The organism is Leucobacter shiyiweii (assembly GCF_052446065.1).
In the GTDB taxonomy this organism is placed as follows: domain Bacteria; phylum Actinomycetota; class Actinomycetes; order Actinomycetales; family Microbacteriaceae; genus Leucobacter.
This window is the reverse complement of sequence record NZ_CM127080.1, coordinates 670,156-687,695: the sequence shown is the minus strand read 5'-3', so window position 1 is coordinate 687,695 and position 17,540 is coordinate 670,156. Positions and strand designations below refer to the sequence as shown.

Here is a 17,540-nt window from a genome sequence, read left to right as displayed (position 1 = left end):
GTCCAGCCTATCGCTCGGCGGAAGTGAGCGCGGTGAGCGCAGTGATGAGCGCAGTCGTTTCTTCCTCGGTACCCGCGGTCATACGAAGATGACCCGGAATACCGAGATCTCGAATCAATATGCCTTGGGCGAGCAATGCGGTGAATGTCGCCGTAGGGTCTGCGAAGCCCCCCACGAGGAGGAAGTTTGCGCCAGACGGGTGCACCAGATACCCGAGCTCGCTCAGTGCCTTGGCGAGGCGGTCGCGCTGCACCCGTATGTCTGACACCGTTGCAAGCATCTCGCTCGCGTGCCTGATGGCCGCAACAGCCGCCGCCTGGGTCAGGGCCGACAAGTGATATGGCAAGCGCACCAGTTTCAGAGCGTCTACCACGGCCGGGTCAGCCGCGAGGTATCCGAGCCGCACCCCCGCGAAGGCGAACGCTTTGCTCATTGTGCGCGATACAAGAAGACGCGGACGACCCGGAAGTAACTTCACCGCACTCTCGCGCTCAGCGTCGAACTCGTGATAGGCCTCGTCAACGACGAGTATTCCGTCAAAGGCATCGTATGCAGCCTCGACGGTATCGAGCTCCAAGGGGGTACCGGTCGGATTGTTTGGACCACACAGTATTGCGATGCTCGGAGCGTGCGCACGGAGTGCCTCCGCGACGAATTCTGGCTCGAGCGAGTAGTCGGCTGGACGGGCAATCGGCACCCACGCAGTGTCTGTGCTGTCAGCAAGTAACGGATACATCGAATATGTGGGGGTGAAACTCAAGACGCTTCGCCCAGGCCCACCGAACGCCTGCAATATTTGCTGCAGCACCTCATTCGACCCGTTCGCCGCCCACAGCTGCGGCGCCGTCAACCCATGGCCGAGGTACCCTGCGAGTGCCCCCCGGAGCTGCAAAAAGTCACGGTCGGGGTAGCGATTGACGCCGCGAACTGCCCGGCTCAGCTCTGCAATAATCTCTGAGATGACCGTTTCGGGCAACGGGTGAGTGTTCTCATTGACGTTGAGGCTGACCGCGACAGGATCTTGAGGTGCGCCGTACGGCGTCTTCCCCACGAGGTTCTGGCGGAGCGGGAGATCTCTCAGACTGGTCACCCCAACAGTCTAGAACTCGATGACTAGCCCGATGTCATCGCACACTTCCAGAACTGTGCAAACTACGGATCGATACCCAACTCTGCCGCGCTGACCACGCCGTCAGCCTCCGAATACCGCAGCGGAACCGCGAGAGGCTGCCCGGCTTGCACGCCCGAGCCACCGAGCTGATTCAGCCGAACAATCTCGGCGACCACATCGCGCGGATCTGCGCTTGGATCGAGCGCAGCCGCCACATTCCAAAGCGACCCACCGGGTTGCACAATTACATATCCAAACTCGGCCGAGCCTTCCTCGCTTGTCGCCACGGCCTGCGTTGCGCCAAAAATCGCGGCCGACGCAATCAGGCCCGTCATGATCGCGGCAAACAACACCCCGAAGACCACTCGACCGCGGCGAGTGAGCCGCATCCGAGGAACTTCAGGCGCTACCGGACGTGATCGCGTCCCCTCCAAAGAAACTACAGGGGCCAATCGGGTTGTAGCAGGAATCATTTGGGTGCTCATGCTCTCGTCCTCTCGTTTCAATGTTCGTAAGTCTCGAAACACCGTTCGAACATTTGTTTCGAACATACCTTCGAATAATCGAAACTGCAAGCCAAGAATCCTAAGCAATATGGGAATATTTCCACGACACTCGTACACTTGTTTGCCCAGATTCGAACAAAAGAACTAGTGTTTCGATTACTGGACTGACTCAACCAGGCACCACCGACATTCACGTTGGTGTTGGGGTGACACGCGAGCCGAGCTCGGATGACACCGCGATCCGCCGAAACTTCCGGGAGGAACTCGTGACGACACAAGCGCCGCGCCCCAAACCGCTCTCCGACAAGCAACAGATGATTCTGGAGTTCATTTCTCAATTCATTGCGAGTCGGAGTTTCCCCCCCTCCATTCGTGAGATCGGTGAGGGCGTGGGGCTCTCCTCCCCGTCGAGCATTACCTACCAGCTTGATCAGCTGGAGCTGGCGGGTTATCTGCGTCGCCACCCGAACCAGAACCGGGCCATTGAACTCCTGAACGAACCCGCTTCAATCGCCAGCTCTGTCTCAGAGTTTCCAGCGGTTCAGGCTGAAGAAACCGCCTATATTCCGCTCGTTGGACAAATTGCTGCGGGTGTACCCATCACAGCTGATCAGCACGTTGAAGAACTCATGCCTTTGCCTCGTGCACTGGTCGGAGACGGCGATCTGTTTATGCTGCGGGTCGTCGGAGATTCGATGGTTGATGCCGCGATTTGCGATGGTGACTACGTCGTAGTCAGGCAGCAGCGCGACGCAACGAATGGCGACATCGTGGCTGCGATGCTCGACGGAGAAGCGACGGTCAAGGTGTTCCGACGTCGAGACGGCCACACCTGGCTCCTGCCACGTAACAGCGCCTTCGAACCCATACTCGGAGATCATGCCGAGGTGCTTGGCAAGGTTGTGGCGGTGTTTCGCTCGGTGTGAGGTGCAGTGCATGATCCTGCGCTGCACCTCAGAGAACTAGGCCTTCGCCGGGCGGCTTTGGTCGACGGGCGCCGCGGTCGGAGGTGCGAGCGGGTGCGGCGTGACATGGCCGAGCTCACGCAACACCGCGGTTACTTGTTCGTGCCGATTGAAGGTGTAGAGGTGAATCGACGGGGCGCCGCCGGCGAGAAGCTTTCGAGCTAGTTCCACCGTGTGCGCAACGCCCAGATCGGGAGAAGTACCGCCCGCGGCTTCGAGCCCACGCTCGAGTTCCCGTGGCGCCGGACGACCCGCAAGTTCGGCTACCTTTCGCAGCTGCCCCAGCGTGGTGACCGGCATCATCCCAGGGAGCAGCGGAATGTGCAGACCAGCCTCGCGTGCCTCCTCGGCAAAGGAAAGATACTCGTCAGCATGGAAGAACAGTTGGGTGATGCCGAGCTTTGCGCCAGCCTCCTGTTTCGCGACGAGCCAGTCGATGTCTTCGCTACGAGAACGAGAGAGAGGATGACCGTTGGGGTAGACCGCGACAGCGATGCGGCCACCGGCAGGCGCTCTGGTCGACTCCGCGCGCACCTCAGTGATGAGCCGAATAAGATCGACCGAGCTGAGCGAACCCGCAACCTCGGCATCGCCTTCGCGTAACCCCCGCGGCGGGTCTCCGCGAAGCGCAAGAAAGTCAAAGATATCGGCCTCCAGCGTTTCCGCAACGACGGCGCGTACCTCGTCAGGAGTCATCCCCACCGTGGTGAGGTGAGCCATCGGCACCACGTCCGTGTACTGGCGAAGATACTTGAGGAGATCGAGGGATGCATCGCGCGTTGAGCCACTGGCTCCATAGGTAACAGAAATGAATTCGGGGCCCGCCGCGGCCAGATGTTGAACCGCGTACCCGAGCGCCAGCGCGGCCGCAGAAGTGCGAGCGGGAAAGACCTCAAACGAAAAACGCACAGACGCGGGAGTGCCCGGGGCGATCAATTCAATCGACACGCAAGGCCTCCAACTCTCGGGTCTGTGAACGTACTGAGCCTACCGAGGTGATTTGGCTCGCTGGAATCCGGCTGCAACACTTCGCGCGAATATGACAGTCGGTTTCTTGGCGTTCCCCATCGCCTGAGTCTGAGCCCTACCGCTGGCTACTCGTGCGCCTGTGAACTCAGAAGAAACGGCTCGAGCTTGGCGAGCGTCTCGCCGCCCACAAACGCACGCACTCGAGTTCCTCGCTCGACGTACTCGGTCTCCAACACGCGGTTTCGCTCGTGCAGCTCGGCCACCAGGTCACCACGCTCGTAGGGAACGACGACGGTTACCTCCTGGTCGGGAACGGGAAGCGTCGCATCAATCCGGGCCTTCAACGCCGCAAGCCCCTCGCCCGTGCGCGCCGAGACGAACACCGCGTCAGGCGCAAGCCCGTGCAATACGAGTCGCTGAGTGTCGTCGATCAGATCCGCTTTGTTGAACACCACGATCTCAGGAATGGCTTGCGCCTCAACCTCGGCGATCACCGCTCGAACGGTCTTTAGCTGCGCAACCGGTTCGGGATGAGACGCGTCGACGACGTGCACGATGACATCCGATCCCGCGACCTCCTCGAAAGTGGATCGAAAGGCCTCCACCAGTTGGTGGGGCAGGTTTCTCACGAATCCCACCGTGTCAGTGAAAGTGAAGCTGCGTCCATCAGAAGTTTCTGCGTGTCGCACGGTGGTGTCGAGGGTCGCAAAAAGCTGATTCTGCACGAGCGCCTCCGCTCCTGTCAGACGATTCAGGAGGCTCGATTTGCCCGCATTCGTATAGCCGGCGATTGCGACCGATGGCACCTCACCGCGCTTCCGGTTCGCTCGCTTCGCTTCGCGCGCCGGCGCAAACTCGGCGATCTGCTTACGCAGCTTCGCCATGCGCGTGTTGATGCGTCGCCGATCGAGTTCGATCTTCGTCTCACCCGGTCCGCGCGAACCCATGCCAGCTCCAGCCGCGCCCACTTGCCCGCCCGCCTGGCGCGACATCGAGTCGCCCCAACCACGCAGCCGCGGTAGCAGATACTGCAGCTGTGCGAGCTCGACCTGCGCCTTGCCCTCACGGCTTTTCGCGTGCTGGCTGAAAATATCGAGAATCACGGCGGTACGGTCGATAACTTTCACCTTCACCACGTCTTCTAGTGCGCGGCGTTGGCTCGGCGCGAGCTCGGTGTCGGCAACGACGGTGTCAGCACCCTCGGCAGCCACCATCTCGGCAAGCTCCTGCGCTTTTCCTTTACCAAAATAGGTCGCAGGATCCGGGTTGGCGCGTCGTTGCAGGAGTCCGTCAATGACGCGCGCACCAGCGGTTTCGGCGAGCGCAGCAAGTTCGCGCAGCGAGTTCTCCGCGTCTTCCTGGCCGCCCTTTCCGTTCGAACTGTATACGCCAATCAAGATCACGTTCTCGAGCCGTAGTTGCCGGTACTCGACCTCAGTGACGTCTTCAAGTTCGGTGGAGAGCCCGGGCACGCGCTTCAGCGACGCGCGTTCCTCACGTTCGAGACGAATAGCGTCGAGGTCTTTGCCTAGCTGATCGTGGGCCTCATCGCCCAGAGCCTGTGCGCCGCCTGTCAGGTCGCGAATTACGGTCGCGTGACCGGAACCCTGGGCGCGCGCCAGCACTCGGTCGAGCGGATCCCCAGAGTGTCGCCCGGCTGGGGTGGTGGGCTGATCCGCTGCGGCGGATGGTGCTTCTGATTTGGTCATCTGAACTCCAGTGTAAGTCGGCACGCGGAATACGTCTCGGCTGTTCACCCACAGCGCAGCACACTCTCCGAGCTCATCCGCGACACACAGAGGTATGACGTCGCATGTAGAGGCTGAGATACTGGGGCAGTGACACAGCACTACTTTTCGGAATCACCAGTCGGCGACGCGCGCAAGCGCGAGATCGAAGTCGAACTCGCTGGCGCGCCTCGGCGCCTCGTGACCGCGGGCGGTGTCTTCAGTCCAGAGCACCTCGACCAGGGCACGGCCGTGCTGCTGCGCACGCTCGACAAGATGACGCCCGAGGCCGAGGCTGTCACAGGCCCGATTCTCGATCTTGGCTGTGGATGGGGTCCTATCGCACTCTCCGCAGGCCTCAATCACCCGGGGGCTGAGATTTGGGCAGTCGACATCAACGAACGAGCGCGGGCGCTGACTACAGAGAATGCCACGCGCCTGGGGCTCACGCATCTGCGGGTTGTCTCGCCAGACGACGTGCCATTCGGCCTAGAATTTTCCGAGATTCGCTCGAACCCTCCGATTCGCATCGGCAAACAGGCGTTGCACGCGCTCTTGGGACAGTGGCTCCCAAGACTTGCGCCGGGTGGACTTGCCACTCTCGTTGTCGCTAAGCATCTGGGCGCGGACTCGCTTCAATCGTGGATCGCGGCCGAGTTCCCCACCCTTTCGGTTACCCGCATCGCTCGCGACAAGGGATTCTCTGTCATCCAGGCCGTCAGGCGCTAACTGCTACTCGGGCAGCTCGATCGTGCCTCGATAGACCAGCTCGGCCGGTCCAGACAACGACACGTGCTCTCCCTCCTCGGTGGGAAACATTCGCACAGCGAGCCGGCCGCCAGGAACCTCGACGCTCCAGTGATTCGGCATCCCCTCACCGCCCCAGTATCGGAAGGCCAGCGCCGCGGCCGCGGTGCCGGTGCCGCAGGAAAGCGTCTCTCCCGACCCGCGCTCGTGCACTCGCATCCGAATGTGCGCGACACCATTCTTGATGAGTGGTTCCTCCGGCACGACAAACTCGACGTTTGCGCCCGCCTCGGGTTCGGGATCCAGTGCGGGAGCGTCAGTGAGATCCAGGCCGTCGAGCTTCGCGTCGGCTGCGAGCGCGGTTACCACGTGTGGGTTTCCGAGATCTATCCCCTGGCCGGGCCGAGGCACGTGCAGGCCACGCGCGGCGACCAAGTGTTCTTCGGTGAGCCGCCACCTGCCGAGATCCACTGTGTATCCAGCAACCCCGGCCAACACGTCTTTCACCCCGGCGCGTGTGCCGATCGGGAGGGTGTCGCGCCGCTCGGGCGCCACCAGACCCTCCGAGATGAGGTAGTGCGCGTAGACGCGAATACCGTTGCCGCACATTTCGGCGGGCGTCCCATCTGCATTCCAGTAGTCCATGAACCACTCGGCTGTCGGTTCTTCGGCCAGCACCGCCTCCCCCTCGGGCAGCGCGCGCGAGCGCACCGCGCGAATGACGCCGTCTGCCCCCACGCCGAAGTGACGATCGCACAGGAACCTGATCTGCTCGGGGGTGAGTGCGACATCTCCCTCCGGATCAGTGAAGAGGACGAAATCGTTCCCAGTACCGTGACCTTTGGTGAACGTCAGAATAGGCATGGCGCAAGTCTAAAGGGTGGCCGCAGGCTACTGCTGGGCTTCACCCACCTTGCCAATTGCTCGCATCACGGAATGGGGCAACGCCATTGTGATCGCGCGGAGCGCAGGTTCTCAGTGCGCCAGACCCTGGTTCGAAGGCAGATGCATCAGGGGGCAAGCGCTGATTGGTGCAAAAAGTCGATGAGTGTCAGCCTGGGTGCGGGGTGATTAAACCCGGGTCGGGCGAGCTAATCCATTCAATGTTGGGGTACCGTTTGAACCAACTCACCTGCCGGCGCGCGTAGCGACGGGTGAGCGCCTGTGTCTCGGCGATCGCTTCTTCCTGGGTCATCTGGCCAGAAAGCTGAGCGAGTGCCTGGGCGTAGCCGATGGCGCGGGATGCTGTTTTCCCGTGCTCGATGCCGTGCGGGATGAGTCCACGCACTTCATCGAGAAGCCCATCTGACCACATCTTCTCAACTCTCTGATCAAGCCGCAGCACCAGTTCGGCCCGCTCAGTGTGCACGGCGATCGTCCGAGTGGTCGCACGCCAGTACTGCGGTGTAGTGGGCAGCGTGCCGTGCGCGCTCTCGCCGAGCGCGGCTACCTCAAGCGCGCGCACGACGCGTCGACCGTTGCGCGCATCGATGGTCGCCGCAGCATCGGGATCGAGTTCGCGCAGACGATTCGCGAGAGCCGCCACCCCCAATTCCGCCAGCTCGCGCTCAAGGCTCGCCCGCAGCGCCTCATCGCGAGGGGGAAACTGGAAATCGAAGATCAGGCTGGACACGTACAAGCCGGATCCACCGACCACAATTGCATCATGCCCACGATTGTGGATCTCGGCGACGCACGCGCGCGCGGTGGCTTGATACCAGGCGACGGTGGCTTCCTGGCTCGGATCCAGCACGTCGAACAGGTGATGCTTGATTCCCCGCCGGTCGGTGGGGTGTACCTTCGCGGTGCCGATATCCATACCGCGATACACCTGCATAGCATCTGCGTTCACTATTTCTGCGGCGCGCCCGGAGGCGGCAAGTTGCTCCGCCAAAGCCAGAGATAGTGCGGTCTTACCTGTGCCAGTGGCACCGACAACAGCCCAGAGTGTGCCAGTCACAGTACCCGCAGCGTGGGGAGCCCCAGATTCACCGCTCGCGGGGCTCCACTCGGGCCTGCGGCGACCGGAGCAGCGCAACTTTCAGCCTCGCGTCGATCCCACGCGTCGCCCGCGCGGGTGCGCCGTACGGTGTACGGCCCGCCCTCCGCGGGGTCGGCAATGACGAAGTGTGGAGCTGCATCCGTGACCTGCACCGTGACAACATCGCCCGGACGCGGAACCTCAGCGTTCGCAGGGATCGCGAAGTGGACGAGCCGATTGTCTTCGGCACGGCCCGACAGTCGCCTGGTGGCATCGTCTTTCCGGCCTTCGCTCGCAGCGACGAGCACTTCGACAGTGCGTCCGATCTGAGCCTGGTTCTCTTCGAAGGAAATCCGCTCCTGCAACGCGTGCAGTCGCGTGTAACGCTCCTGTACAACTTCCTTCGGGATCTGATGATCCATGGTGGCCGCGGGTGTGCCGGGTCGGATGGAATACTGAAACGTGAAGGCGCTAGAGAAGCGCGACGCTTCTACCACTCGCATCGTATCCTCGAAGTCTGCCTCGGTTTCCCCGGGGAAACCCACGATGATGTCAGTGGTGATGGAGGCGTGCGGGATTTGAGCGCGCACCCGATCAAGAATCCCGAGGAACCTTGTGCTTCGGTACGAGCGACGCATGGCTTTGAGGATCGAGTCCGAACCGGATTGCAGAGGCATGTGCAGCTGCGGCATGACGTTGGGGGTCTCGGCCATGGCCGCAATCACGTCGTCAGTAAAGGCGGCGGGGTGGGGGCTGGTGAAGCGCACCCGCTCCAGGCCTTCAATGTCGCCCATGGCACGCAGGAGTTTTCCGAACGCGCCGCGGTCCCCGAATTCCACCCCGTAGGTGTTCACGTTCTGGCCAAGGAGCGTTACTTCAATGGCACCATCGTCAACGAGCGCCTGCACCTCCGCCAAGATATCCCCCGGCCTGCGGTCCTTTTCTTTACCGCGCAACGCGGGAACAATGCAGAAGGTGCAGGTGTTGTTGCAGCCGACCGAGATGGATACCCACCCGCTCGATGCCGAGTCACGTTTCGTCGGCAGAGTTGAGGGGAACACGTCGAGCGACTCGAGAATTTCGACCTGCGCTTCTTCGTTGTGCCGCGCTCGCTCGAGAAGCACCGGCAACGAACCCATGTTGTGGGTACCGAAGACCACATCAACCCAGGGAGCCTTTTTCACGATCGTGCCCTGGTCTTTCTGGGCGAGACATCCTCCGACCGCAATCTGCATGCCCGCGCGCTCGCGCTTCACGCTCGCGAGAATGCCGAGATTGCCGTAAAGCTTGTTGGCGGCGTTCTCGCGGACCGCGCAGGTATTGATCACCACCACGTCGGCGTCTTCGGGCGAACTGGCTGCCACATACCCAGCCGCTTCCAACGAACCAGACAACCGCTCAGAATCGTGAACATTCATCTGGCAACCGAGCGTACGAACCGTATAGCTGCGCGGGCTTCCGTCGGGACCAAGTGCAGCTGGCGACGGAACTATGGGTGTAGCTACTGCAGAGGGCATACGCTCAATTCTACCGATCCAGATATGTGCACCGACCCTGGGCCAGGTTCACTGCGAAACGTGCACGAAGTACGTCGTTCGACTACTGGAACCGCACACCTGATTGTGGCAAGGCACCGTCTAGCGCCTCACGAACGGCTCTCGAAGCAGGCTCGCCTGACCAGCCGCGGCGCGCAAGAAAACCCAGCAACCTGCGTTCGGCCGTTTGCCTGTCCAGGCCTCCCATTTTTCTTGCCCGATCCGCGGCGGCGGCCCGAAGAAGCGAGAATTCCTCGTCCTCGTTCAACTCACCGAGCGCTTCTTCGATCGCCGCAGGTGAAACCATGCGATCTCGCAGCTTCATGCGGATCTGACTGCGGCTTGCTCCCTTCCGGTCCCGGAGCGACTCCGTAACTGCGCGAGCGAGGCCGAGATCATCGAGATACAGACTTACAACGAATTCGTCGATTACCGAATCAACTTCGAAAGCCGGGTGACCGACGCTCAGAAGTTCATTGCGCAGTTCACCGGAGGAGAGCGCACGTCGCGCGAGCAGTCGCACCCCGTCTTCCTTTGCGCTCCGCGCAGGTTCAGGCTCGGGTTCGGGTTCAGAACCTGACGCGGCTTGAACTACCTGAGGGAGTCGGGATCGAAGCTCAATGACCTCTGCGAGATCTGCTCGATCGCCGCTCATCGCGGATTCTGAGTCGGCGGGAGTGGGCAGGAAGCGGACAGCCATGGGATGCGCTACGCGCCCAGACGCTCGTCGCGAATGGGTTCCGCGACGCTCCCGTCCATTGCGGCAACTGCTGGAGCATTCGGGTCATCTTTTACGCCGAGCTTCACCAGGATCTTTTCCTCGATCTCAGCAGCAATATCGGGGTTCTGAATAAGGAAGCGGCGGGAATTTTCCATGCCCTGGCCCAGCTGATCGCCCTCGTAGGTGTACCAGGCACCGCTCTTCTTCACGAGGCCGTGCTCCACACCAAAATCAATGAGAGAGCCCTCACGGGAAATGCCGACACCATACAGAATGTCGAACTCAGCCTGCTTGAAGGGCGGAGCCATCTTATTTTTCACTACCTTGACGCGCGTGCGGTTGCCCACCGCATCGGTGCCCTCTTTGAGCGTCTGGATGCGACGAATATCGAGGCGCACTGAGGCGTAAAATTTCAGCGCCTTGCCGCCCGATGTGGTCTCAGGGCTTCCGAAGAACACCCCGATCTTCTCACGAAGCTGGTTAATGAAAATTGCCGTCGTGTTGGTCTGGCTCAGGCCACCGGTGATCTTGCGGAGGGCCTGCGACATGAGGCGAGCCTGCAACCCTACGTGGCTGTCACCCATATCGCCCTCGATCTCAGCCTTCGGCACCAAAGCAGCCACTGAGTCGACCACCACGAGATCCACCGAACCCGATCGAATCAGCATGTCGGTGATCTCCAGTGCTTGCTCCCCCGTGTCAGGCTGCGAGACGAGAAGCGCGTCAATGTCTACGCCGAGTTTTTCAGCGTATACGGGGTCGAGCGCGTGCTCAGCATCAATGAACGCCGCAATACCGCCAGCGCGCTGCGCGTTAGCGATCGCGTGTAGCGTCAGCGTCGTCTTCCCCGAAGATTCTGGACCATAGATTTCAACGATGCGGCCACGCGGAAGACCGCCGATGCCGAGTGCGACGTCAAGAGCGATCGAGCCGGTCGGGATAACCTCCACCGGGGGACGGTCAGTGCTTCCCAGGCGCATGATCGCACCCTTGCCAAACTGCTTGTCAATGCTCGCGAGAGCAATCTCAAGGGCCTTCTCGCGATCTTTGGGTGCTGCCATGAGCTTGCTCTCCTGCCATCGGGGCGTGTTTCGCCGGGTTGCTGCCTACCTGCTGTCGTGCCTGGAACGAAGTGCTCCGAGCTGACAAGGCGTAGGTGGCTCGTGCTTCCGACCCTAGATTGCACCTCCGACATCAAGAGTCGAAAGCCGCAATGTGTGGAGAGAGACTGCAGCGAGATCACCTGTGAGCGAGAATACCCGCATTCGAACAAACTTTCGAAAAGGAGATTCGGCGTGTCGGATCAGACGACCCCCGCAGGCCGCGCCTAAGGCACTAGTCTCGCGGATCCCTCAGGCCGCGCCCGTACCGACGCTGCTCGGGCACTTGCATTTCGACACACAACGCCTCCCACACCCGCCGCGCAGGCACCCCCACGGCAAGCGCGTCTTGGGCAGTTCCATCGAGCTCCGAAATCCAATGATCACGCATCAGCACACCCGCGTAGATCTCTCCGAATTCCTCGGCAACCGCTCGCTGAAATTCGCTCAGTCGCACTACTTTCCTGCGAGGAGGGAGGGCCGGTATCCGGAGACAAGATCCGCCGGCACTGTGTCGGGCACACGCGACGAAAGCTGAACGCTTAGGCCCTCGACCATCGCGAGCCTCTCACTGACCTCACCCATGATGACCGAAAGCGGCGTGTCAAGCGCGTCAGCAACAGCAGCGAGTATCTCGCTCGAGGCTTCCTTCTGCCCGCGTTCGACTTCGCTGAGGTAGCCCAGTGCGACACTCGCCTCTCCTGCCACCTGGCGGAGGGTACGACCCTTTTGCAGGCGGAAGTCACGGAGCACATCGCCAATCTCCTGACGAACAAGTACCATCGTGTCCTCCTTTGCTCTGCATTGCCGTGAGGCTATGCGTATCAGACTACCGGTTCACGCACCGACGTGCGCTTCGCGGTGACACCTCCAGTCTGGCGGGTGTCGCTGAGAATAACCGCGTGAACCGGCGATCTATTCCTGAGCATTTCCTGAATGTGAGTGCAGAAGACTCAAGTTTATTCCGCGAGTGCCTGGAGGAGGGTCTGGAGTGCCGATCGAACGGTGGCCTCGCGGATCGACTGCCGATCCCCTTCTAGCCGCATTGTGCTCGCACGCTCCCCCAGCTCCGAACTGAGGCCAAGCCACACGGTACCGGCGGGCTGGCCGGTCTGGGGATCTGGATCCGGCCCTGCCACACCGGTCGTCGAGATCCCGAAATGCGCTTCTGTCGGCACTTTCGACTGGGCGAGTGAAACGGCGCAGGCGCGACGCACACCGCGAGCCATCTGGCGCGCGACTTCAGGATCCACCGGCCCGAGGGAGGCCAGCAACTCGGGGTCTACCTCGAGAAGCGAGGCTTTCAGCGAGGTGTCATACGCTACGACGCCGCCTGAGAAGACCCGAGATGCGCCGGGCACGGCGACAATCGTGGCCGCCAATAGGCCTCCGGTAAGTGACTCAGCAGTGGCGAGTCGGACGCCCCGTCGGTCGGCGCTCCGAACGACCTGCCGCGCGAGTTCAAAAGCATCGGTGTCCGGCTGGAGCATGGCTCACCTCTGCGTGCCAGTAGCTTGGCCAGCGCGGCCCAACCGGGCAAAGTTCACGATGTAGTCGATTCCACTCGCAACCGTGAGTGCCACAGCAGCGCTCATGGTCACCACGTTCACCCAGATGATCCACTCTCCGAGCACCGCCGCTAGGGGAAACAACGCCAAAGCGATTGCCACGGACTGAGCGACAGTCTTCAGCTTCCCCATCCACGCCGCTGCGACCACGACGGTGCGCGCCTCAAACAGGCGATGCACCGTGATTCCGACTTCCCGGACAAGCACAAGGATCGTGATCCACCAGGGAAGCTCACCCAGTATCGAGAGCCCCACTAACGCCGCGCCAGTCAAGAACTTGTCGGCAATCGGATCAAGGAGCTTGCCAAGATCGGTCACTAGACCTCGGGAACGCGCAATGTATCCATCCCACGCATCGGTGGCGATCGCGACGACGAAGAAGGCGGCTGCGGCCCAGCGCAGTGGCCCCATCTGGCCGTCATCTGCCAGGAGCATCCAGACAAAGAACGGCGTAGCTACAATTCTCGCCCCGGTAATGACATTTGGTGCGTTCCAGTTACTTGGCTTGGTCGGTGGGTGCGTCACAGTCTCACCCTAGTCGCGACCGGTCAATTGCCAAGCGTCTTCATCGCCACCGTCGACCTCTTCCAGTTCAGAGTATCTTTGCGTGATTGGGTCGTTGTAGCGGTCGTCACCAAACCCGGAATTGTCGGCCGTCAGCGGCTCTATGACATCGGTCACCGAATCTCCAATGTCCTCCGCAGGTATGACCGCACCGGACTCAGCAGCGGCAGGCGAAACCTGCGGCGCCTGCACGTTCGACGGGGCGGCAGGCGGAGCGTGACCAAAGGACGCGTTTGCCGGAGTCTGCACCGCAGACGGATTCGGCCCGTTCCCCGTGATCCCCGCAAGCACCTCCGCGAGTTGCTCGGGAGCAACGAGAACGTCTCGCGCTTTCGATCCTTCGGAGGGCCCGACGATATCGCGCGACTCCATCAGGTCCATCAGTCGGCCAGCCTTCGCGAAGCCCACGCGGAGCTTTCGTTGCAGCATCGAAGTGGATCCAAATTGCGAACTCACCACGAGTTCAATTGCCGCGACGAGCACGTCGAGGTCATCCCCAATGTCGGCGTCTACTTCCTTCTTCTCGGCGACCTGGGCCACATCGGCCCGATACTCGGGCCGCGCTTGAGTCTTCACATGTTCGACCACTCGGGCGATCTCAGTCTCATTGACCCAGGCACCCTGCACACGGATCGCGGTCGACTCACCGTTCAGGAGCAGTAGTCCATCACCCTGTCCGATGAGACGCTCGGCACCCACCTCGTCGAGAATCACTCGCGAATCGGTACCGGAGGCCACCGCAAAGGCATACCGGCTCGGAACGTTCGATTTAATCACTCCGGTGACAACGTTGACCGAGGGACGCTGGGTCGCAAGCACCAGGTGAATACCCGCGGCTCGGGCCAGCTGGGTGATGCGCTGAATCGAGTCCTCGACATCGCGAGGGGCAACAAGCATCAGGTCCGCGAGCTCGTCGACCACCACCAAGAGGTAAGGATAGGGCTTCAGCACGCGCTGGCTACCCTCGGGAAGCACGAGAGATCCCGATCGCACAGCCTCGTTGAAATCGTCTATGTGACGGAACCCAAAGCTTGCCAGGTCGTCGTAACGCATATCCATTTCTTTCACGACCCACTGCAAAGCCTCAGCGGCCTTCTTAGGGTTCGTGATGATGGGCGTAATGAGGTGCGGCACACCTTGATAGACGGTCAATTCGACCCTCTTCGGGTCGACCAGCACCATGCGCACCTCGGCCGGCGTGGCGCGCATCAGAATGCTAGTGATCATCGAGTTGATAAAGCTCGACTTGCCAGATCCGGTGGCACCGGCTACCAACAAGTGGGGCATCTTCGCAAGATTGGCAACGACGAAATCACCCTTCACGTCTTTACCGATTGCGATGGTCATTGGATGGGGAGAGCGCTGGGCTCGTGCCGAGCGAAGCACGTCACCGAGTGCAACGTTCTCGCGGTCCTGGTTGGGAATTTCGATGCCGATGGCACTCTTTCCAGGGATCGGCGACAGGATGCGAATTTCATTCGAAGCGACCGCATAGGCAAGATTTTTTGTGAGGGCCGTAACCTTCTCGACCTTCACTCCGGGCCCCAAGGCAACCTCATACTGGGTGACCGTAGGTCCGCGTGAGAATCCTGTGACCTGTGCATCGACGTTAAACTGCGTCAACACGTCGGTGATGGAAGCCATGATCGTGTCGTTCGCCTGGGTGCGCGCTTTCGGCGGATCTCCCTGAGAGAGCGTGCCCTGGTCAGGCAGCACGTAGGGCTGTTGCGTGCTCTCGTGTGGCTGCGCCACCTGAAAGGTCGTGGTCGCTGCAGCCTCGCCTCTGAGCTGCGCGACTTCGGGATCTTCCTCAACGTTCACGTGCGGCGGTGAGACCGCTTCATCGAACAGTCCCTCGGCGAACAGGTCTGACGGCTGTTCAGCCTCCAGCGCCGTATCAAACGCTCCCTGCGCCGCACTAGCAGAATCTGCACCTAACACCTCGGTGAGCGCGGCCTCGCTCGGGGCATAATCAGGCACTTCCTCCCGCCCCGACTCAGTGCGGCGCCACCACGGCAAGCTTCCGGTATTACGGTCCTCATCGAGGTCGAAGAGCACGTCGGAGTCACCTCGCGACGCCCGCCGCGAGCGCGCGCTCGCAGATCCCCCGGACGCGCCTTCACTCAGGTCTGGCTCGTCCAATTGTGCACCGAAAAGGTACGCATACGCCTCACGCATTCGAGCAAGAATTCGACCGGGTGGCGTCTTCGTGATGATCAGCACCGACAGCGCAGCGAGAACGGAGAGCACGGGGACGGCCACCCAGACGGTCAGGAACGCCAACGGCGCGCCGACCATCCAGCCGAGGAGCCCCCCGGCCTCGGCGAGCGCCGCCATCCCATCCGAGGGTTGGGGCTGAGGCCCCAAGACGTGGGCGAGGCCCGACACGCTCAGGATCGCGACTGCGAGCCCGATGGCGATGCGCCGATTATCGTGCACGCCCGAGGGGTTATTAAACAGCCACAACCCAAAGCCGACCATGATGATCGGGAGCCCAAACGCCACACGGCCAAACAGTCCGCCAAAGCTCCAGGAGCTGATCTGCGTGGCAACCGGATTACCGAGCAGGAACCACTCGATCACAGCTCCCACGATCGCAAGAAGCACGAGCAGCATGGGGATCCCATCGCGGCGCTCCTCAGGAGCCATCGGTTCGGGTCGGAAGGCACGCGCCCCTCCCCCGACCGCATGCGCCAGGCCAAGCCAGGCTCTGACCATTGCGTTTTCTGGTTCGGCAGCCTCAACAAGCACTCTGGTTTTTGCGGTCGACTGAGCTCTCGCACCCCGCGCGGGGGCGGACGCTTTGCCGCGCGCCGAAGACTTGGTAGCCATGCGTTCACGCTACAACCCACTCGCCAGCACACTCGGATGGGCAGCGGCGAGCCGCAGACTCCAACTCTCAGCTTGCGAACCGGGTACCCTGAGTAGGACATGAATGACACCACGCTCACTGCGCGCTACGCCACTTCCACGGAACTCGACCGTTGGGATTCGCTCGTTGCGGCAAACCCGGGCGGCGGCGAATTTCTCGCAGCTCGGGCTTTCGCTGCCACGAAGAGTCAGGTGGGATGGGTTCCTCGATACCTGGTTTTCGCACGCGCATCTACGATCCACAGCGTGGCGCTCGTCTTAGAACGTCAGATCCCCCTTCTAGGGCTCCTGTGGTACATACCGCGGGGTCCTGCAGCACCAGACTTCGATGCCTTTGCAGAGCACCTCCTGGCACTTCATCGTTTCGCGCGAGCAGCTGCCCCACAGGTCTTTACGATTACCGTGGAGCCACCGATCGTAGCTGAAGAGGAAGCGGGCCAGACGCTGCCTCCCGAGCTCCTCGCTCAGGGCCTCGATGTGCGCAGCCGCCCCGCCCTGCAGGGCAATGCAACAACCGCCATTGTGCGCATTGATCGCAGCGACGAAGAACTGCTCGCGAGCTTTGACAAGAAGTGTCGCAATATGGTGCGGCGTGCGGAGCGAGACGGTGCCACCGTGCGCCAGGTTCCTTCGTCACCCGAAACATTCGCCCACATGCACCGCCTCATGCGTCTGGTGGGTGGCGGCACTGCGGATCTCGCCCTCCGCGCACCCCAATATTCAGAGACACTGTGGCAAGGTTTTACCGAAGCTGGACAGGGCCAGTTCTACGCAATCGATGCTGATGGCACCCCGGCAGTCATGGGGTTTCTGATTCGAATGGGTGACCGAGCATTCTACAAAGACGGCGGATCAGAGCGCGACCGCGTCACCCCCGGAATGTCCAACCTCTTGGTGTGGCAGATGATGCGAGACGCACGTGATGCGGGTGCCACAGAAATCGACCTGTTCGGAGTCGCACCCGCCTGGGCGCAAAGCACTGCCGATCATCCCGCATATGGGTTGGGGCTCTTCAAACTCTCTTTCTCGCGTGAGCGCACTACCTACGTTGGGGCCTTCGACCTCGTGTTGCAGCCTCGACGGTTCCGGCTCTGGCAACGCTTCGGAGAACGCCTGGCGGGCAAGTTACATCGCAAGCGCTTTCAAGATCTCGGACTTTACTAAACCAAAGGACA

At 61.5% G+C, this 17,540-nt stretch carries 17 protein-coding genes; 3 read left to right on the top strand and 14 right to left on the bottom strand.

Translation table 11 applies throughout. The features are described 5' to 3' along the window. Nucleotides 1–7: 7 nt before the first annotated feature. Nucleotides 8–1,090, bottom strand: coding sequence for a histidinol-phosphate transaminase (locus ACTNFJ_RS03285; protein ID WP_435906542.1), 1,083 nt, complete (start codon nt 1,088–1,090; stop codon nt 8–10). 62 nt (nt 1,091–1,152) lie between these two features. Next, complete coding sequence (locus ACTNFJ_RS03280) at nt 1,153–1,500, bottom strand: hypothetical protein (RefSeq protein WP_435906543.1); 348 nt, start codon at nt 1,498–1,500, stop codon at nt 1,153–1,155. A gap of 431 nt (nt 1,501–1,931) precedes the next feature. Here ACTNFJ_RS03280 and lexA point away from each other — a divergent pair, with 431 nt between their 5' ends. Next, nucleotides 1,932–2,543 carry a transcriptional repressor LexA gene (gene lexA, locus ACTNFJ_RS03275; protein WP_435906722.1) on the top strand — a complete coding sequence of 204 codons (612 nt, stop codon included), beginning with the start codon at nt 1,932–1,934 and terminating at the stop codon, nt 2,541–2,543. A gap of 36 nt (nt 2,544–2,579) precedes the next feature. Here lexA and ACTNFJ_RS03270 read toward each other — a convergent pair whose 3' ends face one another. Both ACTNFJ_RS03270 and hflX read right to left on the bottom strand, forming a co-directional pair. Then, the gene (locus ACTNFJ_RS03270) at nt 2,580–3,530 is read right to left on the bottom strand and encodes a methylenetetrahydrofolate reductase (protein WP_435906544.1); all 951 of its coding nucleotides are present in this window, start codon (nt 3,528–3,530) and stop codon (nt 2,580–2,582) included. Nucleotides 3,531–3,676: 146 nt separating this feature from the next. Continuing rightward, nucleotides 3,677–5,260 (bottom strand): GTPase HflX, encoded by a 1,584-nt coding sequence (gene hflX / locus ACTNFJ_RS03265; protein WP_435906545.1) that lies wholly within the window; start codon nt 5,258–5,260, stop codon nt 3,677–3,679. 129 nt (nt 5,261–5,389) lie between these two features. Here hflX and ACTNFJ_RS03260 point away from each other — a divergent pair, with 129 nt between their 5' ends. Further along, the gene (locus ACTNFJ_RS03260; protein WP_435906546.1) at nt 5,390–6,007 is read left to right on the top strand and encodes a class I SAM-dependent methyltransferase; all 618 of its coding nucleotides are present in this window, start codon (nt 5,390–5,392) and stop codon (nt 6,005–6,007) included. 3 nt (nt 6,008–6,010) lie between these two features. Here ACTNFJ_RS03260 and dapF read toward each other — a convergent pair whose 3' ends face one another. The 10 genes from dapF to ACTNFJ_RS03210 all read right to left on the bottom strand — a co-directional run bounded on the left by dapF (nt 6,011) and on the right by ACTNFJ_RS03210 (nt 16,326). Then, a complete protein-coding gene (gene dapF / locus ACTNFJ_RS03255; protein ID WP_435906547.1) occupies nt 6,011–6,889 on the bottom strand; it encodes a diaminopimelate epimerase in 879 nt (292 codons plus the stop codon). Between the two features lie 187 nt (nt 6,890–7,076). Further along, nucleotides 7,077–7,985, bottom strand: coding sequence for a tRNA (adenosine(37)-N6)-dimethylallyltransferase MiaA (gene miaA, locus ACTNFJ_RS03250; RefSeq protein ID WP_435906548.1), 909 nt, complete (start codon nt 7,983–7,985; stop codon nt 7,077–7,079). Then, the gene (gene miaB, locus ACTNFJ_RS03245; RefSeq protein ID WP_435906549.1) at nt 7,982–9,523 is read right to left on the bottom strand and encodes a tRNA (N6-isopentenyl adenosine(37)-C2)-methylthiotransferase MiaB; all 1,542 of its coding nucleotides are present in this window, start codon (nt 9,521–9,523) and stop codon (nt 7,982–7,984) included. Before miaB ends, miaA begins: the two co-directional genes overlap by 4 nt. A gap of 82 nt (nt 9,524–9,605) precedes the next feature. Further along, complete coding sequence (locus ACTNFJ_RS03240; protein ID WP_435906550.1) at nt 9,606–10,196, bottom strand: regulatory protein RecX; 591 nt, start codon at nt 10,194–10,196, stop codon at nt 9,606–9,608. 53 nt (nt 10,197–10,249) lie between these two features. Continuing rightward, nucleotides 10,250–11,323: a recombinase RecA gene (gene recA, locus ACTNFJ_RS03235; RefSeq protein ID WP_435906551.1), complete on the bottom strand. Its 1,074-nt coding sequence runs from the start codon at nt 11,321–11,323 to the stop codon at nt 10,250–10,252. Between the two features lie 274 nt (nt 11,324–11,597). Beyond that, entirely contained in the window at nt 11,598–11,819 is a 222-nt protein-coding gene (locus ACTNFJ_RS03230) for a DUF3046 domain-containing protein (protein ID WP_435906552.1), read from the bottom strand. Then, nucleotides 11,819–12,145, bottom strand: coding sequence for a helix-turn-helix domain-containing protein (locus tag ACTNFJ_RS03225; RefSeq protein WP_433647026.1), 327 nt, complete (start codon nt 12,143–12,145; stop codon nt 11,819–11,821). The genes ACTNFJ_RS03230 and ACTNFJ_RS03225 overlap by 1 nt, the downstream gene beginning before the upstream one ends. Nucleotides 12,146–12,321: 176 nt before the next feature. Continuing rightward, nucleotides 12,322–12,852 (bottom strand): CinA family protein, encoded by a 531-nt coding sequence (locus ACTNFJ_RS03220; RefSeq protein ID WP_435906553.1) that lies wholly within the window; start codon nt 12,850–12,852, stop codon nt 12,322–12,324. A gap of 3 nt (nt 12,853–12,855) precedes the next feature. Next, nucleotides 12,856–13,455 carry a CDP-diacylglycerol--glycerol-3-phosphate 3-phosphatidyltransferase gene (gene pgsA / locus ACTNFJ_RS03215; protein ID WP_435906554.1) on the bottom strand — a complete coding sequence of 200 codons (600 nt, stop codon included), beginning with the start codon at nt 13,453–13,455 and terminating at the stop codon, nt 12,856–12,858. A gap of 9 nt (nt 13,456–13,464) precedes the next feature. Next, entirely contained in the window at nt 13,465–16,326 is a 2,862-nt protein-coding gene (locus ACTNFJ_RS03210) for an FtsK/SpoIIIE family DNA translocase (protein ID WP_435906555.1), read from the bottom strand. A gap of 99 nt (nt 16,327–16,425) precedes the next feature. On the opposite strand from ACTNFJ_RS03210, the gene ACTNFJ_RS03205 reads away from it, so the two are divergent. Then, nucleotides 16,426–17,529 (top strand): lipid II:glycine glycyltransferase FemX, encoded by a 1,104-nt coding sequence (locus ACTNFJ_RS03205; RefSeq protein WP_435906556.1) that lies wholly within the window; start codon nt 16,426–16,428, stop codon nt 17,527–17,529. Nucleotides 17,530–17,540: the final 11 nt, after the last annotated feature.